The sequence below is a fragment of the Streptomyces sp. NBC_00083 genome (genome assembly GCF_026343295.1).
Taxonomy (GTDB): domain Bacteria; phylum Actinomycetota; class Actinomycetes; order Streptomycetales; family Streptomycetaceae; genus Streptomyces.
On the sequence record NZ_JAPELY010000002.1, the window covers coordinates 325839 to 348053 of the forward strand.

Genomic DNA, 22215 nt, shown 5'->3' on the forward strand with positions numbered 1-22215 from the left:
GGGTGCCCCGAGGCGCGGATCCCGGGCGACCGCAGGCCGGATCCGGCGTCTACTCCGCCACCGGCCTCGCGGGCTACTCCTTCACGCCGAACAGCGGAACGAGCTTCTTCGGCAGGAGGTCGTTGCAGGAGAGCTGGCCCGTCTTGGTCAGGGCGTCGTCCACGCAGCTGTAGTAGTCGCGGTACACGATCTGCATCGTGAAGCTCGACGCCACCACCATCAGCGCGAGCGCCGCCGTGACCAGGCCGGTCACCGCCGCCGTCACCTGCGGCCTGCCCGAAGCGGGCCGGGGCGCCTGCTGGGGCGCGGGCCGGGGCGCCGTCTGAGCCGTCGGCTGCGGCGGGGCGTGCGGCAGGGGCTGGGCCCCGGCACCGGCGGGCGCGGCCGACGGATCCTGCGGAGCCTTCGGCTTCGCCCGCAGCGAGCTGATCGCCCAGTACAGGCCGAGCGCCCCGAGCAGCAGCGCGATCTCCGGCATGTCGAACAGGGCGAAGAAGAAGGCCCACATGCCGGAGAGCAGCGCGTACCGGGCGCGGCGCTGGGCCGGGTCGGTGGGGTCCCAGCGCAGGCCGGGCGTGGGCGGAGGGTTCTGGCCCGGTCCGCCCTCCGGCCGCTCGGGCCGCTGCCCGAACCCGCCCGGGGCGCGGCCGGGCTGCCGGTCGCTCCACTGGCTGCCCCACGGCGAACCCTGGCCGGGCCCTTGACCGGAGCCCTGACCGGAACCGCCCTCGCCACCCTGACCGCCGTGGCCCCCCTGACCCCCGTGCACCGGATGGCGCGGCTGCCAGGGCTGGTCGGGCCGGCCCTCGGGCGGCGGGGCGAAGGGGTTGTCGTCGGAAGGGCCCGCTCCGGCGCCGTTCCCCGTGCCCTGCGGTCCCGAGTCCTCCGGGTCCGTCGAATGAGGGGAGCCGGGGGAGGAGGACTGGCGGGCTGCGAACAGATGGTGGCGTCGGTCCGGCATCTGGTGAACGTCTTCCCCTCGGACCCCCGACCGGCCGGTCGGGCCGGAGGGGTCGCATCTCGCATGTAAGTGAAACAAGTACGTCGTCGGTCAAGTCGAACACGTGGGTGGGGCCGGTCCTGTTCCCGGTCCCGCCCCCGGGAGGGCCGGTCGCGCCCCCCAGGGGGCTGGTCCCGTCTCGCGGCGTCCTCGCAGACGCTACCTGCCGGTCCGGCCCCCGTCCCGTGGGGGCCGTGCGGTGTGCCGGTATCGTTGCTGACGGTCGGCGCTTTCGTAGAGTTCCCCGTATCGAGGGGCACGATTCGTTCGTACGACCATACAAAGACGTACGACCGCGAGAAAGAGCCCCGCCGTGGCCTCCCCGCCCCCCTCCGCGTCCGCCTCTCCTGACGAAATCCCACCCGGAAGCACCACCCGCCCCGCCCGGCTCGTGGTGCTGGTCTCCGGATCCGGTACGAATCTGCAGGCCCTGCTGGATGCCATCGCGGCCGATCCGGCCGGGTACGGCGCCGAGATCGTGGCCGTCGGCGCCGACCGGGACGCCATCGCCGGCCTGGAGCGCGCCGAGCGGGCCGGCATCCCGACCTTCGTGTGCCGGGTCAAGGACCACGGATCGCGTGCGGAGTGGGACGCGGCGCTGGCCGCCGCCACCGGGGCGTACGCGCCGGACCTGGTCGTCTCGGCCGGGTTCATGAAGATCGTGGGCAAGGAATTCCTCGCCCGGTTCGGCGGGCGCGTGGTCAACACCCACCCCGCGCTGCTGCCCAGTTTTCCCGGTGCCCACGGCGTACGCGACGCACTCGCGTACGGCGCGCGGGTGACCGGGTGCACCGTCCACTTCGTCGACGACGGCGTCGACACCGGTCCGATCATCGCCCAGGGCGTGGTCGAGATCCGGGACGAGGACGATGAAGCCGCTCTCCATGAGCGGATCAAGGAAGTCGAGCGCACGCTGCTCGTCGATGTCGTGGGGCGTCTGGCCCGTAACGGCTACCGCATTGAGGGACGAAAGGTTCAGATCGGTGAACTCGGTTAACACGGACACCGTCAAGCCCATCCGGCGGGCGCTGGTCAGCGTCTACGACAAGACGGGCCTCGAAGAGCTGGCGCAAGGGCTCCACGCGGCCGGGGTCGAGCTGGTGTCCACCGGGTCGACCGCCGCGAAGATCGCCGCCGCAGGGGTGCCCGTCACCAAGGTCGAGGAGCTCACCGGGTTCCCCGAGTGCCTCGACGGGCGGGTCAAGACGCTGCACCCCAAGGTGCACGCCGGCATCCTCGCCGACCTGCGCCTGGACGCGCACCGGGCGCAGCTCGACGAGCTGGGCGTGCGCCCCTTTGAGCTCGTCGTCGTGAACCTCTACCCGTTCAAGGAGACCGTCGCCTCCGGCGCGAGCCCCGACGAGTGCGTGGAGCAGATCGACATCGGCGGCCCCTCGATGGTGCGCGCCGCCGCCAAGAACCACCCCTCGGTCGCCGTCGTCACCAGCCCGGCGCGGTACGCGGCCGTCCTGGACGCCGTCAAGAACGGCGGCTTCGACCTGACCGCGCGCAAGCGGCTGGCCGCAGAAGCGTTCCAGCACACCGCCGCGTACGACGTGGCCGTCGCGTCCTGGATGACCAACGTGTACGCGCCCGAGGAGGGCGACGCCCCGCTGCCCGAGTTCCTCGGCGCGACCTGGGAGCGCAAGTCGGCGCTGCGTTACGGCGAGAACCCGCACCAGGCCGCGGCCCTCTACACCGACGGTCAGCCGGGCGGGCTCGCCAACGCCGAGCAGCTGCACGGCAAGGAGATGTCCTTCAACAACTACGTGGACACCGAGGCCGCGCGCCGCGCCGCCTACGACCACGACGAGCCCTGTGTCGCGATCATCAAGCACGCCAACCCGTGCGGCATCGCGGTCGACGCGGACCTCGCCGCGGCGCACCGCAAGGCCCACGAGTGCGACCCGCTCTCGGCGTTCGGCGGCGTCATCGCCGTCAACCGGCCGGTGACGGTGGCGATGGCCGAGCAGGTCGCCGAGATCTTCACCGAGGTCATCGCGGCCCCGGGCTACGAGGACGGCGCGGTCGAGGTGCTCGCCCGCAAGAAGAACATCCGGGTGCTCAAGGTGGACGGCGCCCCGCACCAGCCCGGCGACCTCAAGGCGGTCTCGGGCGGCGCGGTGCTCCAGCACACCGACGTCTTCCAGGCCGAGGGCGACGACCCCGCGAACTGGACGCTGGCGAGCGGCGAGGCGCTGAGCGAGGCCGAGTTGAAGGAACTCGCCTTCGCGTGGATCGCCTGCCGCGCCGTCAAGTCCAACGCGATCCTGCTCGCCAAGGACGGCGCGTCGGTCGGCGTCGGCATGGGCCAGGTCAACCGGGTCGACTCCGCGAAGCTCGCGGTGGAGCGGGCCGGCGAGGAGCGCGCGCGGGGTTCGTACGCCGCGTCCGACGCGTTCTTCCCGTTCCCGGACGGCTTCGAGATCCTGGCCGACGCCGGGGTCAAGGCCGTGGTCCAGCCCGGCGGTTCGGTCCGCGACGAGCTGGTCGTCGAGGCGGCGAAGAAGGCGGGCGTGACGATGTACTTCACGGGCACGCGGCACTTCTTCCACTGAGCCGGAACCCGCGGCCCCGGATACGCGAAGGGCCGCGCTCCCCTTGCGAGGAGCGCGGCCCGGCGGCCGTACGGCGGAGGTCAGGCCTTCTTGATGACCAGCGTGCCGGCGGCCCGGTCGTGCCAGCCCTGCAGCTTGCCGGAGTTGTCGAAGAACGGCGAGAGGTAGACCAGGATGGCGCCGATGTAGCACAGGAACGCGCCGACGATCGGGATGATGTAGCGGATGAAGCCCGCACCCAGGCCCGGGTTCTGGCCGGTGTTCTCCTTCACGACGCGCAGGCCCAGGGCGAGCTTGCCCAGGGTCGCGCCGACGAGGGACACCATCAGCCACTCGTAGAGCAGCGTGAAGCCCGCGACGACGGCGAGCCAGGTGAACATCACGGTGATGAGCCCGGCACTGGCGTTGTTCACGCAGGACGAGTAGTCGCTGGAGTTCGGGTCGCAGTCCTTGGCGACGCCCACGGCGCCGGCGAGGCCGATGGCCATGATGATGCCGACGATGATTCCGATCGCGGCACCGTCGATCAGACGCGCGCAGAGGCGGCGGCCCATCGAGGCGACCTCGACGGTGCCGAGCACCGGCACGTTGATGTAGCCGTTGTTGGCCTGGAGGGTGCCCGGCGCCTGCGGGTAGCCGTAGCCGGGAGCCTGGCCCGGCTGCTGCGGGTAACCGTAGCCCTGCTGCGGCACTCCCTGCGGGGCCTGCTGGCCCTGCGGGTAGCCGTAGCCGGGCTGGCCCTGCGGCTGGCCGTACTGGCCACCCTGCGGCGGCTGCTGGGGCTGCTGCCCGTAGGGGTTGTTCGGGTCGCCGAAGCTCATGGCGGATTTCCTCCGTTGGGTGGTGCGGGGACGACGCGGCCCGAGCGGAGGAATTGCTGTTCTGAGCGGATGCCCCCCCCGACACTGCCCGCGGCACTGCGCGGATCATCGTTCTAAATAAGACATAAGTTTGTCCAGCCGAACGCTGGATGTGTTGTGCAAGTGCAACTTGGGCGATCAAGCGTCGCCCTGAAAGAATGGGAAACATGACCGCCCAGATTCTCGATGGCAAGGCCACCGCCGCAGCGATCAAGTCCGAACTGGCCGTCCGTGTGGCGGCCCTGAAGGAGCGGGGCATCACCCCCGGTCTGGGGACGGTGCTCGTCGGGGAGGACCCCGGCAGCCAGAAGTACGTCGCGGGCAAGCACCGCGACTGCGCCCAGGTCGGCATCGCCTCCATCCAGCGCGAGCTGCCCGCGACCGCGACGCAGGACGAGATCGAGGCGGTGGTGCGGGAGCTGAACGACAACCCCGAGTGCACCGGCTACATCGTCCAGTTGCCGCTGCCCAAGGGCATCGACGAGAACCGCGTCCTGGAGCTCATGGACCCGGCGAAGGACGCGGACGGGCTGCACCCGATGAGCCTGGGCCGTCTCGTCCTCAACGAGCCGGGCCCGCTGCCCTGCACCCCGTACGGCATCATCCAGCTGCTCCGCAAGCACGGCGTGGAGATCAACGGCGCCGAGGTCGTCGTGGTCGGACGCGGCGTCACCATCGGCCGCTCCATGCCGCTGCTGCTGACCCGCCGCTCCGAGAACGCGACGGTCACCCAGTGCCACACCGGCACCCGCGACCTGTCGAAGCACCTGAAGCAGGCCGACATCATCATCGCGGCGGCCGGTGTCCCGCACCTCATCAAGCCCGAGGACGTGAAGCCGGGCGCGGCCGTGCTCGACGTCGGCGTCAGCCGCGACGAGACCGGGAAGATCGTCGGCGATGTGCACCCCGGCGTCGCCGAGGTCGCGGGCTGGCTCTCGCCCAACCCGGGCGGCGTCGGTCCGATGACCCGCGCCCAACTGCTCGTCAACGTCGTCGAAGCGGCCGAGCTCGCCGCGGCGGGCTGACACGAAAGGGCCTGACCCCATGGGTGCTGGTAGGAGTCACGAGCCGTCCGGAGACGCGGAGCGTTCCGTGCCCGAGGAGGGCGAACCCGGCGCGCCCGCACGGGCGGGCGGTTCGCGACGGCCCCCCTCCGTCACCCGGGACACCGCGCGTCCCGAGGGCGGCGGCCGGGCCGCGGCGGGCGACGCACCCGCGCCCGCCCGCCAGTGGCCGCTGCTCTCCGTGCTGCTCGCGGTGGGGCTCGGGCTGCTGATGGTGGCGGTCGAGCCGTTCGACAGCGCGTTCCGGATCGGGCTCGTCATCATCGGCGCCGCCCTCATGACGGGCGCGGCGCTGCGCTGGACGCTGCCGTCGGTCGGCATGCTCGCCGTCAGGTCCCGCTTCACCGACATCTCCACGTACGGGGTGCTCGGCGTGGCCATCGTGCTGCTCGCGCTCATGGCCCAGCCGCGCCCCTGGCTGAACGTGCCGTTCCTGGAGGACGCGGTCCACTTCACCGTGCGCTAGTCCCCGCCGGAGCGGCGGGCGGCCCGCACTCACCCCCCCGGGCGAGTGCGGGCCGCCCCCATGTCGCGCGCCGGTGCGCACCACCCCCGGAGCTGCCATCCTGGACCGGTGCGTGCCGTGCGCGCCGGGGGATGCGACGACTCTGGGGGAAGCGATGCCTCGCTGGAAGGCGCTGCCGGACGAACTCGACCCGCAGGTACGGGAGTTCGCGAGCCAGCTCCGCAGGCTGGTGGACCGCAGCGGGCTCAGCGTCGCGGCCATAGCCGATCGCACCGGGTACGGCAGGACGTCGTGGGAGCGGTACCTCGGCGGGCGCCTCCTCGCGCCCAGGGCGGCCGTCGTCGCGCTCGCCGAGGTGACCGGCACGAACCCCGTCCATCTGGCGACCATGTGGGAGCTGGCCGAGCGGGCCTGGAGCCGTTCGGAGCAGCGGCACGAGCGCACGGTGGAGGCGATGCGGGCCGACCGGGCGCGCGGCACGGCGCCGGGCGCGTCCGGACCGCCGGAGCCGCCGCGCGGGGCGCGCGCCGGGACGCCGGGCACGGGGCTCGCCGACCGGCCGCCGCGCGGCGCGGGCGCCGGGCCCGCCGACCGGCCGCCGCAGCAGAGGGGCGCCGGGCGGGGCCCCGCCCGGCCCGCGCCGAGCCGGGCGCCCGCGGGGCCGGGGCGCCGCCGCCGGATCGTCATGTTCCTGGCCGGGGTCGTCGGCGCGCTCCTGGTCATCACGTCGGCCGTCCTCCTGACCGACCTCGGCAGGAGCGGCAAGGCGCCCGCGGCGGCGGGCCCGTCGCCGTCGCCGTCGGCGTCCCCGAGCCGCTCGGCCCCGGTGGCCGTGACGCCCGCCGGCGTGACGTGCGTCGCCGCCTCGTGCGCCGGCCAGGACCCCGAACTGACGCACTGCTCCGACCGGTTGGTGCGCACCGTGAGCAGCGCCACGATCGGGGCCGCCGTCGTCGAGGTGCGCTACAGCACGACCTGCGGGGCCGCCTGGGCCCGGCTCCGGGGCGTCGCCCCCGGCGACCGGGTGGAGATCGCCTCCACCGCCGCGGCGCAGGAAGCGGTGGTCGCCGTGGCCCGCCGCGACGTCTACACGAAGATGATCGCCGTCGACGGGCCCGCCGCGGCCAAGGCGTGCGCCACGCTGAAGAACGGCCGGAGCGGCTGTGCCGCGGGGAAGGCCGCGACGGCCGCCGCCGGCCGATGATCGATCAGCGTGAGCCGTCCCACAGGGCGGCGGGGGTGTAGAACCCCCCGGGTCGGATAGCCTGACCGCTGGACATCTCTTCACGTCAAGATTCAGACGGTCGCTCGTCAGGCTCCCGGCGTTTACGGGGTGCCCGGAGCCGAGGGGCAACCCCCCACCACCCGCTGTTTCCAACGGAGATCGCCATGACCCGCACTCCCGTGAATGTCACCGTGACCGGCGCGGCCGGCCAGATCGGCTACGCGCTGCTCTTCCGCATCGCCTCCGGTCACCTGCTCGGCCCGGACGTGCCGGTCAACCTGCGCCTCCTGGAGATCACCCCGGCCCTGAAGGCTGCCGAGGGCACCGCCATGGAGCTCGACGACTGCGCCTTCCCGCTGCTGCGCGGCATCACCATCACCGACGACGCCAACGTCGCCTTCGACGGCGCCAACGTGGCCCTGCTCGTCGGCGCCCGCCCGCGCACCAAGGGCATGGAGCGCGGCGACCTGCTCTCCGCCAACGGCGGCATCTTCAAGCCGCAGGGCAAGGCCATCAACGACAACGCCGCGGACGACATCAAGGTCCTCGTCGTCGGCAACCCGGCCAACACCAACGCGCTCATCGCACAGGCCTCGGCCCCGGACGTTCCGGCCGAGCGCTTCACCGCGATGACCCGCCTCGACCACAACCGGGCGATCTCGCAGCTGGCGAAGAAGACCGGCACCACGGTCTCCGACATCAAGCGCCTGACCATCTGGGGCAACCACTCGGCCACCCAGTACCCCGACATCTTCCACGCGGAGATCGCCGGCAAGAACGCCGCCGAGGTCGTCAACGACGAGCAGTGGCTGGCCGACGAGTTCATCCCGACCGTCGCCAAGCGCGGCGCGGCGATCATCGAGGCCCGTGGCGCGTCCTCGGCCGCCTCGGCCGCCAACGCCGCCATCGACCACGTGCACACCTGGGTCAACGGCACCGCCGAGGGCGACTGGACCTCGATGGGCATTCCCTCCGACGGCTCCTACGGCGTCCCCGAGGGCATCATCTCCTCCTTCCCGGTCACCGTGAAGGACGGCGTCTACTCGATCGTCCAGGGCCTGGACATCAACGAGTTCTCGCGCAAGCGCATCGACGCCTCCGTCAAGGAGCTCACCGAGGAGCGCGACGCGGTCCGCGAGCTCGGCCTCATCTGAGCCCGCCCGCGCGTCGGTTGACGTATCCGTGACGAAGCCCCGGCAGCCACTGCCGGGGCTTCGCCCGTTCCCGCCCCGCGCCGCTACGCGCGCACCGCGTCCCGGGTCAGCTGGACCGCGGCGAGCAGGCTCAGCTCCGGCTGGGCCGTGCGCAGCGCCTTGACCGCGTGCACCGACTCGTCGTCAGGGCCCGTGTAGCCGACCGCGGCCCGCTGTTCGCGCACCCAGCGCCCGCGCAGCTCCCGCTCCGGCACGGCCGCCGCCTCCTCGGCCACCCGCAGCGCCACTTCCAGGCCGGGCCGCTCGGCCTCCCCGGCATCCGCCAGTGCCTCCCGCAGCGCCCGCACGATGTCGTCGGCGTCGCGCACGATCAGGACCGACAGTTCCTTGCGGCCGAATGAGCCGAAAAAGCTCCCCATGACGATCTCCCCGCTCGTTGTGTTCCTGCGCATCAATGTAGTACTTCTTATACATGAGTGAGCAGGTGCACAACAGGCTGGCGATGGTGCGTGCCGAGCGGAAGGTGTCCCGGCAGGCCCTCGCCGAGGCGGTGGGGGTCCACTACCAGACCGTCGGCTACATCGAGCGGGGCCAGTACAACCCGAGCCTCGACCTGGCGCTGAAGATCGCGGAGCACTTCGGGCTCCCGGTCGAGGCGCTGTTCTCCCTGACACCGTTCCGCCCGCTCACCGACGAGGCCTACGGGAGGCACCAGTGAGCGACGCGCCGCTGACGCGTTACGACCGGTGGATGCACCGGACCATGAACCGGCGCGAGTCGGCCGCGCTGTACGCGACCGCGGCCCGCAGGCGGGTGCTGTTCGGCGCGCACCTCGCGCTGACCGCCGCGTCCGTGACGGCCTGGCTCGCCGCGGCCGCCGGCGCCTCGACGGCCGCGGTCTGGGTGATGCTCGCCCTGGTGCTGCCGTGGTGCGTCGCCACCGGCGCCATCAACGCCTCGACCCGCGGCCTGCTCGAACTGCGCCGCCGCGCCCTCGACGAGCGCCAGCGCGCGGAGCGCAGCGAGGTCCTGGCCCGCGCCCAGCGCATCACCACCGCCCTCCTGCTCGCCACCGCGGTGGCCGTCGGCGCGTACGGGTACGCCGGCCGGGACCTGGCGCCCGTGACGCTCCCGGTGCTCGTCGGCGCCCTGGTCACGCACTGGCTGATGCCGATGTGGGTGGCGGCCCTGCGCGTCCGGGACGAGCCGGACGACGAGTAGCGCCGGACGGCGAGCAGCGGGGGAGCGTGGTTACAGCTCGCGCACCTGGCGGGCGATGTCCCGCAGCGCGTGTGTCGCGCGGATGTGGAGACCGGGGCCGAACGTGACGCGCCCCGCGCCCAGTTCGCCCAGGCGGCGCGGTGTCGGGTCGACGGGCCGGGCCACCATGTTGACCGGGACCGGCACGGCCGCGGCGATCTCCGGGAGGTGCTCCGGCAGCGCCGCGAACGGATAGACGCCGTCCGCGCCGGCCGCGACATAGGCGCGGGCGCGGGCGATGGTCTCGTCCAGCTCGGGACGGCCGCGCAGATAGGTGTCGACGCGGGCGTTGATGAAGATCCGGTCGCCCGCCTCGGCCCGTACCTCGGCCAGGTAGTCGGCGTGCCGGGCCGGGTCCTTCAGGGCGCCGTCGGCGGTGTCCTCCAGGTTGCAGCCGACCGCGCCGGTCTCCAGGAGCCGGTCCACCAGCTCCTTGGCGGCGAGCCCGTAACCGCCCTCGATGTCCGCCGACACCGGGACCGACACCGACCGGACGATCCGGGCCACCGCGGCGAACATCTCGTCCGCCGGGGCCGACCCGTCCTCGTACCCCAGCGACGCCGAGACCCCCGCGCTCGGCGTGGCCAGGGCCGGGAAGCCGGCCTCCTCGAAGACGCGGGCGCTGGCCGCGTCCCACGGGCCCGGCAGGATCAGCGGATCGCCGGCGGCGCGTCCCTGGTGCAGGGCGCGAAAGGTGGCGGCGGGGTTCAGCTGTGCCATTCCGTCTCTCCAGGTGCTGTGCGGCGGGTCACCATCAGCCGGTTCCAGCTGTTGATGACGGTGATCGCCGCGATGAGATGGGCGAGTTGGGCCTCGGTGAAGTGCGCGGCGGCGCTCTCGTACACCGCGTCCGGTACGAAGCCCTCGGTGAGGACCGTGACCGCCTCGGTGAGGGCGAGCGCGGCGCGCTCCCGCCCGGTGAAGGCCTCACCGGCCTCCTCCCATGCGGCGAGGAGGCCGAGCCGCTCCTCGGACTCGCCGCCCTCGCGCGCGGCGGCCAGGTGCATGTCCAGGCAGAACGCGCAGTGGTTGAGCTGCGAGGCCCGGACCATCACCAGCTCCGCGAGGACCGGGTCGCCCAGGCCCCGCTTGGCGGCGGCGCCGAGCCCCGCGAGGCTCAGGTACACCTGCTTCGGGATCCGGAACTCCCGTGCCGCGAGGCTCACTTGTACATCCCGGCGGTGTAGTGGCCCGGGACGCCGCGGGTGGTCACGCCGAAGCGGTTCCAGGCGTTGATGACGGTGATCGCCGCGATGAGGTGGGCCAGCTCGGCCTCGTCGAACTGCTTGGCGGCCTTCTCGTACGCCTCGTCCGGTACGAAGCCGTCGGTCAGGACGGTGATCGCCTCGGTCAGCTCCAGGGCCGCGAGCTCCTTCTCGGTGTAGAAGTGCCGGGACTCCTCCCAGGCGCTGAGCTGGATGATCCGCTCCACCGACTCGCCGGCGGCCAGCGCGTCCTTGGTGTGCATGTCCAGGCAGAGCGCGCAGTGGTTGAGCTGCGAGGCGCGGATCTTGACCAGCTCGGCGATGGTCGGGTCCAGGCCCTGCTCGGCGGCGGCGTTCAGCTTGATCATGGCCTTGTAGACCTCGGGCGCGGCCTTGGCCCAGGCGAGGCGGGGGGTGTGCTCGGGCGCGTAGTTCGTGTTCTCGTTCGTGGTCATGGAACGAAGGTACGTCGCGTGTGGCACACGGGTATGGTCCATTTCCATGGTGAAATCTTGGGCCACTTCCCCGGAGACACTCGGCGTCGACCTGCACATCGACGTGAGCGGCGCGGGCGGCCTGCGCGCCGGCCTCATGAGCGCCCTGCGCGAGGCCGTCCGCGGCGGACGGCTCGCGCCCGGCGCCCGGCTGCCGTCCTCGCGCACGCTCGCCGCCGACCTGGGCATCGCCCGCAACACCGTCGCCGACGCCTACGCCGAGCTGGTGGCGGAGGGCTGGCTCACCGCGCGCCAGGGCTCCGGCACACAGGTGGCCCGGCGCGCCGAGGCCCGCCAGGACCGCGGCCACACCCACCGCCTGCCCACCCGCCGCAAGCCCACGTACAACCTGCTGGCGGGCGCGCCCGACCTGGCCTCCTTCCCGCGCGCCGAATGGCTCAGGGCGGCCCGCCGGGCCCTGACCGCGGCCCCGCACGAGGCGTTCGGCCTCGGCGATCCGCGCGGCCGTATCGAGCTGCGCACGGTCCTCGCCGACTACCTGGCCCGCGCGCGCGGCGTGTACGCCTCGCCGGACCGCATCGTCATCTGCTCCGGCTTCGTGCACGGGCTCACGCTGATGGGCCGGGCGCTGCGGGCGCGGCGGGTGCGGGAGGTGGCGGTCGAGGCGTACGGACTCGACTTCCACTGGAAGCTCCTGACGGAGGCGGGACTGCGCACCCCGGCGCTGCCGCTGGACGAACAGGGCACGCGCACGGAGGAGTTGGGGGAGCTGCGTGGTGCGGGGGCGGTGCTGATGACGCCCGCGCACCAGTTCCCCATCGGGTTTCCGCTGCTGCCCGACCGGCGGGCGGCGGCGGTCGACTGGGCGCGCGCCAGGGGCGGCCTGATCCTGGAGGACGACTACGACGGCGAGTTCCGCTTCGACCGCCAGCCGGTCGGCGCGCTCCAGGGCCTCGACCCCGAGCACGTCGTCTACCTGGGCACCGCGAGCAAGTCCCTCGCGCCCGGCCTCCGCCTGGGCTGGATGGTGCTGCCCGAGCACCTGGTGGACGAGGTCGTCGAGGGGAAGGGCCTGGCCGACTGGTCGTGCGGCGTCCTCGACCAGCTCACCCTCGCCGAGTTCATCTCCTCCGGCGCGTACGACCGCCATGTACGCGGCATGCGCCTGCACTACCGGCGCCGCCGCGACCAGTTGGTGACCGCCCTCGCCGAGCAGGCCCCCCACCTCCACGTCTCCGGCGTCGCAGCAGGCCTGCACGTCCTCCTCGAACTCCCGCCCGGCACCGAACGCTCCGTGGTCCAGGGCGCCGCCTGGCAGGGCCTGGCCCTGGAGGGCCTCTCCCGCTACCGCCACCCGTCCACCCCGGGCCCCCGCCGGGACGCCCTGGTCATCGGCTACGGCACACCGTCGGACAGCGAGTGGACGGGGGCGCTGGACGCGTTGATGCGGGTGCTGCCGTAGGACGGCCTCAGGTCGGGGAGTCGCCGCGCAGGACGCAGAACTCGTTGCCCTCCGGATCCGCGAGGACCGCCCAGCCCGTGCCGTCCGGCTCCCGGCGGTCGGCCACGAGCGTGGCGCCGAGACGCAGGAGCCGCGTGACTTCCTCCTCGCGCGAGACGTCCGGGCGCAGGCACAGGTGGATCCGGTTCTTGACGGTCTTCGGCTCGGGCACCTCATGGAAGTGGAGCCAGGGGCCTTCCGGGAGCATCACGTCGATCTCCGGGTCCCCGGGCCGGTCGTCCGGGTGCAGCGGGCAGCCCGTCACCTCGCTCCAGAACCGGCCCAGTTCATAGGCGTCCGCACAGTCCACCGACACGTTCCGCACCACAGAGACCATGGGCCCGAGCCTGCCCGAGGGCCGGGCATCCGATCAAGGGCCGGCACCGTCGCCGTGGCGGGCACCCTGCCCCTCGCGACCCGCTGCCGCCCCCGGCTCCGTCTCCGGGGCCTCGCCGAAGCGGGCCAGGGCGAGGGCGCCCGCCACCGCCACCGCGAAGCCCGCGATCGTCAGCCAGCCGAGGCCCGCGCGGGTCTGGTCGCCGAGCCAGGCGACGCCCACCACCGCCGGGCCGATGGTCTCGCCGAGCACCATGCCCGCCGTGGCCGTGGTGACCGAGCCGTGCGACAGGGCGGACGTGAGCAGCAGGAACGCGGCGCCCCCGCCGAGCAGCAGCGCGTACAGCGCCGGGTTGGTCAGGTCGAAGGGGTCGTCGATGAGGCGCACCGCCACCTCGACCACGCCGAACCCGCACCCCGCGCCCAGCCCGAGGACCAGGGAGCGGGCCCGCCCCGGCAGCCGGCCGCCGAGCGCCCCCGCGGCGAGCACCGCCGCCGCGACCCCCAGCAGCCACCAGCGCAGCGAGTCCGGGCCGCCCTCGTCGCCCTCGGCGCCGGACGACAGGGCGAGCATCGCGAGCCCCGCGCACACCACCCCGACCGCCGCCCACTCCGTGCCGGAGAGCCGCACCTTCAGGACGCGCGCCGCGACCACCGCCGTCACCGCGAGGGACGCCGCGAGCGCCGCACCCACCGCGTAGATCGGCAGCGAGCGCAGGGCGACGATCTGGAAGACGAAGCCGAGCCCGTCGAGCGCGAGCCCCACGACATAGCGCCACTGGCGCACCGCGCGCAGCAGCAGCGCCGCGTCGACGCCGGAGCCGGCCCCCGCCCCCGTACTGGGCTCGGCGGCGCGCGTCGCGGCGGCCTGGAGGACGGTGGCCGTGCCGAAGCAGACCGAGGAGGCGAGCGCGCAGATCATCCCGAGGAACACAAGGGGACTGTAGCCGCAGGCCCGAACGGCCGGAGAAAGCCCGGGGGAGGGTCGCCGCAGCCCGGGAACTAGGGTGTGGCCGGAACGCGTCCCACAGCAGAGTTCACGGCAGGGACAGGACAAGCAGGACACGACGGCAACGGCAGGACGAGCGGGGGAGGCCGGACAATGCGCAGGTTCAGGTCCACGACGGTGGTGCTCGGCGGCATGGGCGTGCTCGCCGCGACGCTCACGGCATGCAGCGACGAGCCGGACCGGCGGTGCGTCGACCCGGTCACGTACAAGGAACTCCCGTCGTACCAGTGCAAGAGCGGCGGCACCGGCCAGTACTACTACGGCGGGAAGAGCCGCAGCGGCAAGGTGTCCGGCGGCTCCTTCGACAAGTCCGGGGTGTCGCGCGGCGGGTTCGGCCACGGCAGCGACGGCGGCAGCAGCGGCGGCTGAGCGCCCCGGCCCACCGGCCCCGGCCCACCCGCTCGCAGGAACGACGTAGGGCGAACACATGGAACGCCATCACATACAGCCCCGCCCCGACTGGCAGCGGACGGTCGAGGAACAGGGCGTGATCTATCCGCTCACCCGCTACCCCGACGACTCGCTGCGCCCCTACTGGGACGAGAGCGCCTACTACTCCTTCACCCCGGACGAGGTCGAGGCGCTGGAGGAGACCGTCGAGGAGCTGCACGCCATGTGCCTCGCCGCGGCGGCGCACATCGTGGAGAAGGGCCGCTTCGCCGACCTCGGCATCATGGACGGCCGGCTCGCCGACCTCATCGCCGAATCCTGGCGCAGACGGGCCGAACTCCCCTCCCTGTACGGCCGGTTCGACCTGCGGTACGACGGCACCGGCCCCGCCAAGATGCTGGAGTACAACGCCGACACCCCGACCTCGCTCGTCGAGGCGGCGAGCGCGCAGTGGTTCTGGATGGAGGACCGCTTCCCCAGCGCCGACCAGTGGAACTCGCTGCACGAACGCCTCGTCGAGGCCTGGCGGCGACAGGCCCCGCTGCTGCCGCCCGGACCCGTGCACTTCGCCCACTCCGACGGCGACGAGCTGGGCGAGGACCTCATGACCGTCGCCTATCTGCGCGAGACCGCCGAGCAGGCGGGCCTCGACACGGAGGCCCTGTCGGTGGAGAGCATCGGCTGGGACAGCGTCACCGGCCGCTTCGTCGACGAGCGGCTCCGCTTCATCCGCGCCTGCTTCAAGCTGTACCCGTGGGAGTGGCTCGCGTCGGACGCGTTCGGGCCGCAGGTCCTCGACACCCTCGACAACGGCGGCGGCACGGGGACGACGTGCTGGATCGAGCCGGCCTGGAAGATGCTGCTCTCCAACAAGGCGCTCCTCGCGATCCTGTGGGAGCTGTACCCCGGCCACCCCCACCTGCTCCCCGCCTACCTGGACGGACCGCGCGACCTCGCCACCGGCCGGGGGTACGTCGCCAAGCCGCTGCTCGGCCGCGAGGGCGCGGGCGTCACCCTCCACCCGCCGGGCTCACCTCCCGCGCTCACACCCGAAGAGCCCTGCTGCTACCAGGAGTTGGCCCCGCTGCCCGACTTCGACGGCAACCGGGTGGTCCTCGGGGCGTGGGTCGTGGAGGACGAGGCGGCCGGTCTCGGCATCCGCGAGTCCGCGGGGCTCGTCACGGACGAGTACGCGAGGTTCCTGCCGCACGTGATCAGGGGCTGACGGCGGCTGCCGGCCGGGTGTGCCGCGCCTCTCGCGCCGTGCGCCCCCGCGTGCCCCCTCTGCCCCCGCGTGATGCCCCGCAAAAGGTGGTGGGGAGGGTGTGAACAGGGCGGCGCCAGAGGTGACGCACCGCTACCATGTCCAGCTGGCGGCGCCCCGGAACACCCCTTCCGCCCAAGCGGGTTGAGGAATGCGGCGTCCGCCCGTCGCCCCGGGGAGCAGGACATGACGCAGACTCAGGTGCCAGAGCAGGCGCAACCGCCGGGCGAGCGGCCCGGCGCGCTGCCGCCGGTCCACCCCTCGCTCAGCGAGGCGACGCGTCTGATGGCGGCGGGCACCTACCTCGACCCGGAGTACCGCGACGCGGTCATCGACGAGCTGTACGTCCACGAGGAGCGGGTCGCCGCGCCCTCGCTGGGCTTCGACGCGGCCCGCGTCCTCGCCCACGCGCTGCGCGCCCGGACCCTCGAACTCGCCTGGTCCATCGGCATGCTGGCGCTCTGGGCGCTCAGCTCGGTCGTCACCCGCAACGCGATCCTGTTCCTCTTCGTGGTGCCGTCCCTCTACATCGGAGTCGGCCGCCTCGTCCGCGGCACGGCCCGCACCGCGCCCTGGTACCGCACCGTGCCCGCCTTCCTGCTGCGCTGGTGGGGCCGCGTGCTGATGACCGTGTTCGCCGTCGCGGTGGTCATCTCCCTCTTCGGCGGCTACGACTCCTCCTCGCAGGACTCCTACACGAGCTACGAGGACCCGTACGGCGACGCCTACGCCGGCGCGGGCAACACCGTCCCGCCGCTCGTCGCGGGGCCCGCGCAGCTCGTCGGCGGCACCGCCTTCACCGCGGCGAACGAGGGGTTCAGCCCCGGCCTCGGCTGGGGCATCCTCGCCTGCTTCGCCGTGCTCGCCCTCTGCGTCCTCCTGCGGCGCCTCCAGCTCGGCCGGATCATGGCGGGCGAGCTCTCCCCGGACGGCTTCAAGGACTTCGCGGCCGACCCCGCGCAGAACAACGACAACGGCCGGCTCCGGCGGCTCAGCGCCCTGATCCGCGCCGAACAGCACGCGCCGCTCGCGGTCTACCGCGCCGACGCGCCCTTCCGCGGCGCGGGCGACGCCCTCGACCCCTGGTCGGTCTCCATCCAGCTGCGGCCCCGCGCGTCGCTCGGAGAGAAGCGCCCCCTGCCGATCAGCAACGCCGAGGTCCTGCGCATCGTCGAGCCCCTCATCACCCAGCTGCGCGTCCCCGCGCCCGCCGCGCCGGACCGGGCCACCGCCGTGCGCGACCGGCTGCGCCAGCTGGAGGTGACCGAGTACGTCTTCCTGCCCGTCGACGGGCTGCCCTCGCGCAGCCACGCGCCGTACCGCGAAGGCGACTTCGAGCAGCATCGCGCCGCCGCCCTGGAGGAGGGCGGCGAGGCGCGCCGGCACTACCTGCGGATCCGGGTCGGCGGCTGGGAGGAGCACCTCGTCACCACCGTCTTCGTCCGCGTCCACACCCAGGGCGGCATGCTGGTCCTGGAGATCGCGCCGCACGTCCTGGCCCCGCTGCGCGAGGACTTCTTCCGCGCCGACCGCACCGCGCACGACTTCGGCTGCCGCACCCCGCTGGGCAAGGCCGGCTGGGCGCTGCGGCGCACCCCGGGCTCGCTCGTGGCCTCCCTCGTCGTGGTGGTCCGCGCGCTCTGCTCCGGCTGGGTCCGCCTGACCGGCGGGTTCGGGCGGGCGCTGCCCGACGGCCCGGCCCGCTCGGTGCGCGAGCTGGCCGCGGCGCCCGAGGCCTCGCTGTTCCAGGCGATGGACTGCCGGCGGTATGTGAAGTCCATCGAGGACCGGGTGACCAGCGGGGTGCGCAGCGCGCTGTACGAAGCCGGCTACGACACCGGGCAGTTCGAGCAGAAGATCGTCAACATCGCCCAGGGCGGCGTCATGATCGAGAACTCCCGAGGGGCGATCAGCGTCGGCGACCACAACACCGTCAAGAACGAGGGCTGAGATGACCATGCCGGGAGACGACAGCACACAGCGGGACCGGGACGAGGCGCGCCGCGACCGCGCCCAGCGGTCGGTGCAGATCAGCGGAGTGACCGGATCCGTCTCGGTCGGCGACCACAACACGGTGCACAGCACCTACCACTCGGGCACCGCAGACGACGAGGCCCACCGTCAACTCCTGGACGCCATCGTCGAGTTCAGGGCCGGGCTCGCCCAGCTCGTGGTCAACGACCGTACCCGCGCCCTGGACACCGAGCTCGCCGGCGCCGAGGACGAGATCCGCGCCGACGGACGCGCGGCGCCGGGACGCCTGGCCCGGCTCGGTGAACTCCTGGCGGGCGCCACCTCCCTCACGGGCCTGCTCGCCTCCGGCGAGGCGCTGGTCCAGCGCGTCCACGCCCTGATCGGCGGGTGAGGGCGCGGTGAGCGGTGGCCAGGGCGAGGTCCGCTGGAACGCGGAGACGCAGAAGTGGGAGCCGGTGGCGGCCGGACCGTCGGCCCCGCCGGGGGTGCCGGCCGTGCCGCCGGCGCCCCCGGCGCCGCCCTTCGTGCCGCCGGCGCAGGCCGCCGACGGGCCCCGGCCGGACGGGTACGCGCACCCCGACGGGTACGCGCACCCCGAGGGCGGATATCAGACGGCGGACGGGCACTCGGCGTACCAGCCCGAGTCCCTGCCGCCCACCGGACCGTCCCGCGGGCGGCGCGTGCCCGTCGCGGTCCTGGTCGCGCTGGTCGTCGTCGCGGTGGCCGGCGCGGGCGGCGGCTATCTGCTTGCGCGCGGCGGCCCGCACCACGCCAAGGCCGCACCCGCCTCCTCCGTCTCCGGCGCGCCCTCCGCCACCCCGGACCGCGCCGCCGACGGCAAGGGAAGCCCCTCACCCACGGCGTCGCCCTCGCCGACCGCGACCGTGCCCGCCGGGTTCCTGCTCACCCAGGACCCCCAGGGGTTCCGGCTCTACGTGCCGCAGGGCTGGACCCGCGAGGACCAGGGCAGCCACGGCATCTTCTTCAACGCCCCCGACGGCAAGCGCCTGATCCAGGTGTACGCGCTCGGCGCGAGCGGCCTCACCCCGTACGACGCGCTGAAGCAGACCTCCGGCGAACTCGCGTCCAAGTCCGGCTACCAGGAGATCAGCCTCGCCGACGACGCCACCGTGCCCGGCATCTCCGGGCCGGTCGCACGGCTCGTCTACGCCTACGACAACACGGAGCTCGGCCACCGGCGCCAGGTGGCGGACTACGCATTCGTGACGCCCGGCGGACAGCAGTACGCCGTCCTGTCCGCGGCCCCCGCCGACGCCTGGCCGGAACAGGAGTCCACGCTCAAGACGGCGCTCAGCGTCTTCTGCGCGGGCGCCAACTGCGGCTCTCCGTCGCCGAGTTGACGCCCCGCAGCCGACTGCCGCCGCCGGACGGGCCCTAGTGCTCGTCGAGCACGGCGCGCAGCTGGTCGAGCCCCCAGTCCAGGTCCTCCTTGCTGATGACCAGCGGCGGGGCGATGCGGATGGTCGAGCCGTGGGTGTCCTTGACCAGGACCCCGCGGCCCATCAGCTTCTCCGAGATCTCGCGCCCGGTGCCGTACGAGGGGTTGATGTCCACGCCCGCCCACAGGCCGCGCCCGCGGACCGCCTCCACCGCGCCGCCGCCGGTCAGCAGCCCCAGCTCGCGGTGGAGATGGTCGCCCAGCTCGGTGGCCCGCTGCTGGTACTCACCGCCGCGCAGCATCGCGATGACCTCCAGGGCGACCGCGCAGGCCAGCGGGTTGCCGCCGAACGTCGAGCCGTGCTCGCCCGGCCGGAACACCCCGAGCACCTCCGCCGACGCGGCGACCGCCGACACCGGCACCACGCCGCCGCCCAGCGCCTTGCCCAGGATGTAGACGTCGGGCACCACGCCCTCGTGCTCGCACGCGAACGTCCTGCCGGTGCGGCCGAGCCCGGACTGGATCTCGTCCGCCATGAACAGCACGTTCCGCTCGCGCGTCAACTCCCGTACGCCCGCGAGGTATCCGGGCGGCGGAACCAGTACGCCCGCCTCGCCCTGGATCGGCTCGATGAGCACCGCCACGGTGGTGTCGGTGACCGCGGCGCGCATCGCGGTGAGGTCGCCGTACGGGACGATCTCGAAGCCCGGCGTGTAGGGGCCGTAGTCCGCGCGGGCCTCCGGATCGGTGGAGAAGCTGACGATCGTGGTCGTACGGCCGTGGAAGTTGTTCCGGGCGACGACGATCTTCGCCTGCCCGTCCGGTACGCCCTTGACCCGGTAGCCCCACTTGCGGGCGGTCTTGACGGCGGTCTCCACCGCCTCCGCCCCCGTGTTCATGGGCAGCACCATCTCCTTGCCGCACAACTCGGCGAGCTCCGTACAGAATTGGGCGAAGCGGTCGTGGTGGAACGCCCTCGACGTGAGGGTCACGCGCTCCAGCTGGGCCTTGGCGGCGTCGATGAGACGGCGGTTGCCGTGGCCGAAGTTGAGCGCCGAGTAGCCGGCCAGCATGTCGAGATAGCGCCGGCCCTCGACATCCGTCATCCAGGCGCCCTCGGCGGAGGCGACGACGACGGGCAGGGGATGGTAGTTGTGCGCACTGTGTGCCTCGGCGGAACGGATGGCGTCTTCGGTCGCTGCGTGGGTCGACACGGGTTCTCCGATCGTCATGCGGCATGGGGCGTCGATGGTGCCCTTTTCTATCGTCGCTCGGATGCTGGACGAAGAAACCTTGCCGTTCGAGGCGGCCGGTAGGGTGTTCGGTACGCGCGGCGACTGGCGAGCGGGGAAGCGACCCCGGGGGAGCCGTGCGCGGCCTGCCGCAGAGGTGCCGCCCGCCTGGGCACCCCGGGAACCCGACCACGGACCCCGGAGGACGCCATGAGCCTTCCCCTTTCCCACCCAGCCCTGCTGGCCGCCGACCCCGAGCTGGCCGGCCTGGTCGCCGCCGAGGAGCGGCTCCAGTCCGACACCCTGCGCCTGATCCCCAGCGAGAACTACGTCTCGACGGCGGTCCTCGAAGCGTCGGGGACGGTGCTCCAGAACAAGTACAGCGAGGGGTACGCGGGCCGCCGCTACTACGAGGGCCAGCAGAACATCGACAAGGTCGAGACGCTCGCGGTGGAGCGCGCCAGGGCCCTGTTCGGCGTCGAGCACGCCAATGTCCAGCCGTACTCGGGCTCGCCCGCCAACTTCGCCGTGTACCTCGCCTTCGCCGAGCCGGGCGACACCGTCATGGGCATGGCGCTGCCCATGGGCGGCCACCTCACGCACGGCTGGGGCGTCTCGGCGACCGGCAAGTGGTTCCGCGGGGTGCAGTACGGGGTGCGGGCCGACACGGGCCTCATCGACTTCGACGAGGTACGGGAGCTCGCGCTCAAGGAGCGGCCCAAGCTGATCTTCTGCGGGGGCACCGCGCTGCCCCGCACGATCGACTTCGCCGCGTTCGCGGAGATCGCGAAGGAAGCGGGGGCGGTGCTCGTCGCGGACATCGCGCACATCGCGGGGCTCGTCGCGGGCGGCGCGCACCCGTCGCCGGCGCCGTACGCGGACGTCATCTCGACGACCACGCACAAGACGCTGCGGGGGCCGCGGGGCGCGATGCTGATGTCCCGCGAGGAGCATGCGAAAGCCCTCGACAAGGCGGTCTTCCCGGGGCTCCAGGGAGGGCCCCACAACCAGACCACCGCGGCGATCGCGGTCGCGCTGCACGAGGCGGCGCAGCCGGCGTTCTGCGCGTACGCGCACCAGGTCGTGGCCAATGCGAAGGCCCTCGCGGACGCGCTGCTCGACCGGGGGTTCGACCTGGTGTCCGGCGGCACGGACAACCACCTGATCCTGATGGACCTGACGGCGCGCGACGTGTCCGGCAAGATCGCGGCGAAGGGGCTTGACCGGGCGGGGATCGTCGTCAACTACAACACGGTTCCGTACGACCCCCGCAAGCCGTTCGACCCGTCCGGGATCCGCATCGGTACGCCGTCCCTGACGTCACGGGGTCTGGTGGTCGAGCACATGCCGCTGGTCGCGGAGTGGATCGACCGGGGTGTCGCGGCGGCCCGGTCCGGTGACGAGGGCGCCCTGTCGGCCATCCGCTCCGAGGTGACCGACCTCCTCTCCACCCACCCGGCCCCCGGCCTCCCCCTGACCTGACCCCGCCCCACCTGGGACCCCGCCCGGTTCGTCCTCAATCGCCGGACGGGCTGAAGATGCCGAAGCTGGGCATCCCGCCAAGAGCAGCCCACCCAGGGGCGCGGGGAACTGCGCGAGACGCGAGCACGGTCCGCAGCCGAAGGCGGGGTTGCCTGGGGCTCCGCCCCAGACCCCGTTCGCGCCTTGAGGGCGCTCGTCCTCAATCGCCGGACGGGCTGAGGTGGCCCGGGATGGGCATGCTGCCCGGCACCAGTGCCGCCAGGGGCGCGGGGCTGTGACCCGTGCGCGGCTCCGCCGCGGTGGGCGCGACGCAGGGAGCCCTACAGGGGCGCGGGGAACTGCGCGACCAGCCCCGCACGGTCCGCAGACGAAACCGGGGTC

At 73.1% G+C, this 22215-nt stretch carries 24 protein-coding genes; 15 read left to right on the forward strand and 9 right to left on the reverse strand.

Features of this window, described 5'->3' with window-relative positions; translation table 11 throughout:
* Positions 1-73: 73 nt before the first annotated feature.
* Positions 74-961: a hypothetical protein gene (locus OOJ98_RS17930; protein ID WP_267055898.1), complete on the reverse strand. Its 888-nt coding sequence runs from the start codon at positions 959-961 to the stop codon at positions 74-76.
* A 394-nt stretch (positions 962-1355) separates the two neighbouring features.
* Between OOJ98_RS17930 and purN the strand changes: the two genes are divergently transcribed.
* On the forward strand, positions 1356-1997 hold the full coding sequence (gene purN / locus OOJ98_RS17935; protein ID WP_267057009.1) for a phosphoribosylglycinamide formyltransferase: 642 nt from the start codon (positions 1356-1358) through the stop codon (positions 1995-1997).
* Positions 1924-3558 carry a bifunctional phosphoribosylaminoimidazolecarboxamide formyltransferase/IMP cyclohydrolase gene (gene purH / locus OOJ98_RS17940; protein ID WP_267055899.1) on the forward strand — a complete coding sequence of 545 codons (1635 nt, stop codon included), beginning with the start codon at positions 1924-1926 and terminating at the stop codon, positions 3556-3558. The genes purN and purH overlap by 74 nt, the downstream gene beginning before the upstream one ends.
* A gap of 80 nt (positions 3559-3638) precedes the next feature.
* Here the strand turns inward: purH and OOJ98_RS17945 are convergent, their stop codons facing one another.
* Complete coding sequence (locus OOJ98_RS17945; protein ID WP_267055900.1) at positions 3639-4379, reverse strand: RDD family protein; 741 nt, start codon at positions 4377-4379, stop codon at positions 3639-3641.
* A 206-nt stretch (positions 4380-4585) separates the two neighbouring features.
* Here OOJ98_RS17945 and OOJ98_RS17950 point away from each other — a divergent pair, with 206 nt between their 5' ends.
* From OOJ98_RS17950 to OOJ98_RS17965, 4 genes are all read left to right on the forward strand, one after another.
* On the forward strand, positions 4586-5443 hold the full coding sequence (locus OOJ98_RS17950; protein ID WP_267055901.1) for a bifunctional methylenetetrahydrofolate dehydrogenase/methenyltetrahydrofolate cyclohydrolase: 858 nt from the start codon (positions 4586-4588) through the stop codon (positions 5441-5443).
* Between the two features lie 19 nt (positions 5444-5462).
* The gene (locus OOJ98_RS17955) at positions 5463-5948 is read left to right on the forward strand and encodes a DUF3017 domain-containing protein (RefSeq protein ID WP_267055902.1); all 486 of its coding nucleotides are present in this window, start codon (positions 5463-5465) and stop codon (positions 5946-5948) included.
* A 154-nt stretch (positions 5949-6102) separates the two neighbouring features.
* Complete coding sequence (locus tag OOJ98_RS17960; RefSeq protein ID WP_267055903.1) at positions 6103-7152, forward strand: DUF2690 domain-containing protein; 1050 nt, start codon at positions 6103-6105, stop codon at positions 7150-7152.
* Positions 7153-7337: 185 nt separating this feature from the next.
* On the forward strand, positions 7338-8327 hold the full coding sequence (locus OOJ98_RS17965; protein WP_267055904.1) for a malate dehydrogenase: 990 nt from the start codon (positions 7338-7340) through the stop codon (positions 8325-8327).
* Between the two features lie 83 nt (positions 8328-8410).
* Here OOJ98_RS17965 and OOJ98_RS17970 read toward each other — a convergent pair whose 3' ends face one another.
* The gene (locus OOJ98_RS17970; RefSeq protein ID WP_267055905.1) at positions 8411-8779 is read right to left on the reverse strand and encodes a hypothetical protein; all 369 of its coding nucleotides are present in this window, start codon (positions 8777-8779) and stop codon (positions 8411-8413) included.
* A 20-nt stretch (positions 8780-8799) separates the two neighbouring features.
* On the opposite strand from OOJ98_RS17970, the gene OOJ98_RS17975 reads away from it, so the two are divergent.
* Both OOJ98_RS17975 and OOJ98_RS17980 read left to right on the forward strand, forming a co-directional pair.
* Positions 8800-9045, forward strand: a complete 246-nt coding sequence (locus OOJ98_RS17975) for a helix-turn-helix transcriptional regulator (protein ID WP_267055906.1) — start codon at positions 8800-8802, stop codon at positions 9043-9045.
* Entirely contained in the window at positions 9042-9548 is a 507-nt protein-coding gene (locus OOJ98_RS17980) for a hypothetical protein (protein WP_267055907.1), read from the forward strand. Before OOJ98_RS17975 ends, OOJ98_RS17980 begins: the two co-directional genes overlap by 4 nt.
* 30 nt (positions 9549-9578) lie before the next feature.
* Here the strand turns inward: OOJ98_RS17980 and OOJ98_RS17985 are convergent, their stop codons facing one another.
* Genes OOJ98_RS17985 through OOJ98_RS17995 form a run of 3 tightly spaced genes read right to left on the reverse strand, consistent with a single transcriptional unit; the run spans position 9579 to position 11247 of the window.
* On the reverse strand, positions 9579-10307 hold the full coding sequence (locus tag OOJ98_RS17985; protein WP_267055908.1) for an isocitrate lyase/phosphoenolpyruvate mutase family protein: 729 nt from the start codon (positions 10305-10307) through the stop codon (positions 9579-9581).
* Complete coding sequence (locus tag OOJ98_RS17990; RefSeq protein WP_267055909.1) at positions 10295-10753, reverse strand: carboxymuconolactone decarboxylase family protein; 459 nt, start codon at positions 10751-10753, stop codon at positions 10295-10297. Before OOJ98_RS17990 ends, OOJ98_RS17985 begins: the two co-directional genes overlap by 13 nt.
* Positions 10750-11247: a carboxymuconolactone decarboxylase family protein gene (locus OOJ98_RS17995; RefSeq protein WP_267055910.1), complete on the reverse strand. Its 498-nt coding sequence runs from the start codon at positions 11245-11247 to the stop codon at positions 10750-10752. Before OOJ98_RS17995 ends, OOJ98_RS17990 begins: the two co-directional genes overlap by 4 nt.
* A 46-nt stretch (positions 11248-11293) precedes the next feature.
* Here OOJ98_RS17995 and OOJ98_RS18000 point away from each other — a divergent pair, with 46 nt between their 5' ends.
* A complete protein-coding gene (locus tag OOJ98_RS18000; protein WP_267055911.1) occupies positions 11294-12709 on the forward strand; it encodes a PLP-dependent aminotransferase family protein in 1416 nt (471 codons plus the stop codon).
* Between the two features lie 7 nt (positions 12710-12716).
* On the opposite strand, the gene OOJ98_RS18005 is transcribed toward OOJ98_RS18000, so the two are convergent.
* Positions 12717-13085, reverse strand: a complete 369-nt coding sequence (locus OOJ98_RS18005; protein ID WP_267055912.1) for a VOC family protein — start codon at positions 13083-13085, stop codon at positions 12717-12719.
* Between the two features lie 33 nt (positions 13086-13118).
* Positions 13119-14006, reverse strand: coding sequence for a hypothetical protein (locus tag OOJ98_RS18010; protein WP_267057010.1), 888 nt, complete (start codon positions 14004-14006; stop codon positions 13119-13121).
* Positions 14007-14186: 180 nt separating this feature from the next.
* On the opposite strand from OOJ98_RS18010, the gene OOJ98_RS18015 reads away from it, so the two are divergent.
* The 5 genes from OOJ98_RS18015 (at position 14187) to OOJ98_RS18035 (ending at position 19082) form a co-directional block, all read left to right on the forward strand.
* Positions 14187-14462 (forward strand): hypothetical protein, encoded by a 276-nt coding sequence (locus OOJ98_RS18015; RefSeq protein WP_267055913.1) that lies wholly within the window; start codon positions 14187-14189, stop codon positions 14460-14462.
* A 58-nt stretch (positions 14463-14520) separates the two neighbouring features.
* Positions 14521-15708 carry a glutathionylspermidine synthase family protein gene (locus OOJ98_RS18020; RefSeq protein ID WP_267055914.1) on the forward strand — a complete coding sequence of 396 codons (1188 nt, stop codon included), beginning with the start codon at positions 14521-14523 and terminating at the stop codon, positions 15706-15708.
* Positions 15709-15933: 225 nt separating this feature from the next.
* Positions 15934-17697, forward strand: a complete 1764-nt coding sequence (locus OOJ98_RS18025; RefSeq protein ID WP_267055915.1) for a hypothetical protein — start codon at positions 15934-15936, stop codon at positions 17695-17697.
* 1 nt (position 17698) lies between these two features.
* Complete coding sequence (locus OOJ98_RS18030) at positions 17699-18112, forward strand: hypothetical protein (protein ID WP_267055916.1); 414 nt, start codon at positions 17699-17701, stop codon at positions 18110-18112.
* Positions 18113-18119: 7 nt separating this feature from the next.
* Complete coding sequence (locus tag OOJ98_RS18035; protein WP_267055917.1) at positions 18120-19082, forward strand: hypothetical protein; 963 nt, start codon at positions 18120-18122, stop codon at positions 19080-19082.
* A gap of 34 nt (positions 19083-19116) precedes the next feature.
* On the opposite strand, the gene rocD is transcribed toward OOJ98_RS18035, so the two are convergent.
* Positions 19117-20352, reverse strand: coding sequence for an ornithine--oxo-acid transaminase (gene rocD, locus OOJ98_RS18040; protein ID WP_267055918.1), 1236 nt, complete (start codon positions 20350-20352; stop codon positions 19117-19119).
* Positions 20353-20562: 210 nt separating this feature from the next.
* On the opposite strand from rocD, the gene glyA reads away from it, so the two are divergent.
* The gene (gene glyA, locus OOJ98_RS18045; protein WP_267055919.1) at positions 20563-21834 is read left to right on the forward strand and encodes a serine hydroxymethyltransferase; all 1272 of its coding nucleotides are present in this window, start codon (positions 20563-20565) and stop codon (positions 21832-21834) included.
* Positions 21835-22215: the final 381 nt, after the last annotated feature.

Coding starts and splice junctions, on each gene's coding strand:
- OOJ98_RS17965 (WP_267055904.1), top strand. CDS start 7,338: ATGACCCGCACTCCCGTGAATGTCACCGTGACCGGCGCGGCCGGCCAG.
- OOJ98_RS17930 (WP_267055898.1), bottom strand. CDS start 961: ATGCCGGACCGACGCCACCATCTGTTCGCAGCCCGCCAGTCCTCCTCC.
- OOJ98_RS17970 (WP_267055905.1), bottom strand. CDS start 8,779: ATGCGCAGGAACACAACGAGCGGGGAGATCGTCATGGGGAGCTTTTTC.
- OOJ98_RS18000 (WP_267055911.1), top strand. CDS start 11,294: ATGGTGAAATCTTGGGCCACTTCCCCGGAGACACTCGGCGTCGACCTG.
- OOJ98_RS17950 (WP_267055901.1), top strand. CDS start 4,586: ATGACCGCCCAGATTCTCGATGGCAAGGCCACCGCCGCAGCGATCAAG.
- OOJ98_RS17945 (WP_267055900.1), bottom strand. CDS start 4,379: ATGAGCTTCGGCGACCCGAACAACCCCTACGGGCAGCAGCCCCAGCAG.
- OOJ98_RS17985 (WP_267055908.1), bottom strand. CDS start 10,307: ATGGCACAGCTGAACCCCGCCGCCACCTTTCGCGCCCTGCACCAGGGA.
- OOJ98_RS17960 (WP_267055903.1), top strand. CDS start 6,103: ATGCCTCGCTGGAAGGCGCTGCCGGACGAACTCGACCCGCAGGTACGG.
- OOJ98_RS18025 (WP_267055915.1), top strand. CDS start 15,934: ATGACGCAGACTCAGGTGCCAGAGCAGGCGCAACCGCCGGGCGAGCGG.
- OOJ98_RS18030 (WP_267055916.1), top strand. CDS start 17,699: ATGACCATGCCGGGAGACGACAGCACACAGCGGGACCGGGACGAGGCG.
- rocD (WP_267055918.1), bottom strand. CDS start 20,352: ATGACGATCGGAGAACCCGTGTCGACCCACGCAGCGACCGAAGACGCC.
- OOJ98_RS18020 (WP_267055914.1), top strand. CDS start 14,521: ATGGAACGCCATCACATACAGCCCCGCCCCGACTGGCAGCGGACGGTC.
- purH (WP_267055899.1), top strand. CDS start 1,924: ATGTCGTGGGGCGTCTGGCCCGTAACGGCTACCGCATTGAGGGACGAA.
- OOJ98_RS18010 (WP_267057010.1), bottom strand. CDS start 14,006: ATGATCTGCGCGCTCGCCTCCTCGGTCTGCTTCGGCACGGCCACCGTC.
- OOJ98_RS18005 (WP_267055912.1), bottom strand. CDS start 13,085: ATGGTCTCTGTGGTGCGGAACGTGTCGGTGGACTGTGCGGACGCCTAT.
- OOJ98_RS17955 (WP_267055902.1), top strand. CDS start 5,463: ATGGGTGCTGGTAGGAGTCACGAGCCGTCCGGAGACGCGGAGCGTTCC.
- OOJ98_RS17975 (WP_267055906.1), top strand. CDS start 8,800: ATGAGTGAGCAGGTGCACAACAGGCTGGCGATGGTGCGTGCCGAGCGG.
- glyA (WP_267055919.1), top strand. CDS start 20,563: ATGAGCCTTCCCCTTTCCCACCCAGCCCTGCTGGCCGCCGACCCCGAG.
- OOJ98_RS18015 (WP_267055913.1), top strand. CDS start 14,187: ATGCGCAGGTTCAGGTCCACGACGGTGGTGCTCGGCGGCATGGGCGTG.
- OOJ98_RS17995 (WP_267055910.1), bottom strand. CDS start 11,247: ATGACCACGAACGAGAACACGAACTACGCGCCCGAGCACACCCCCCGC.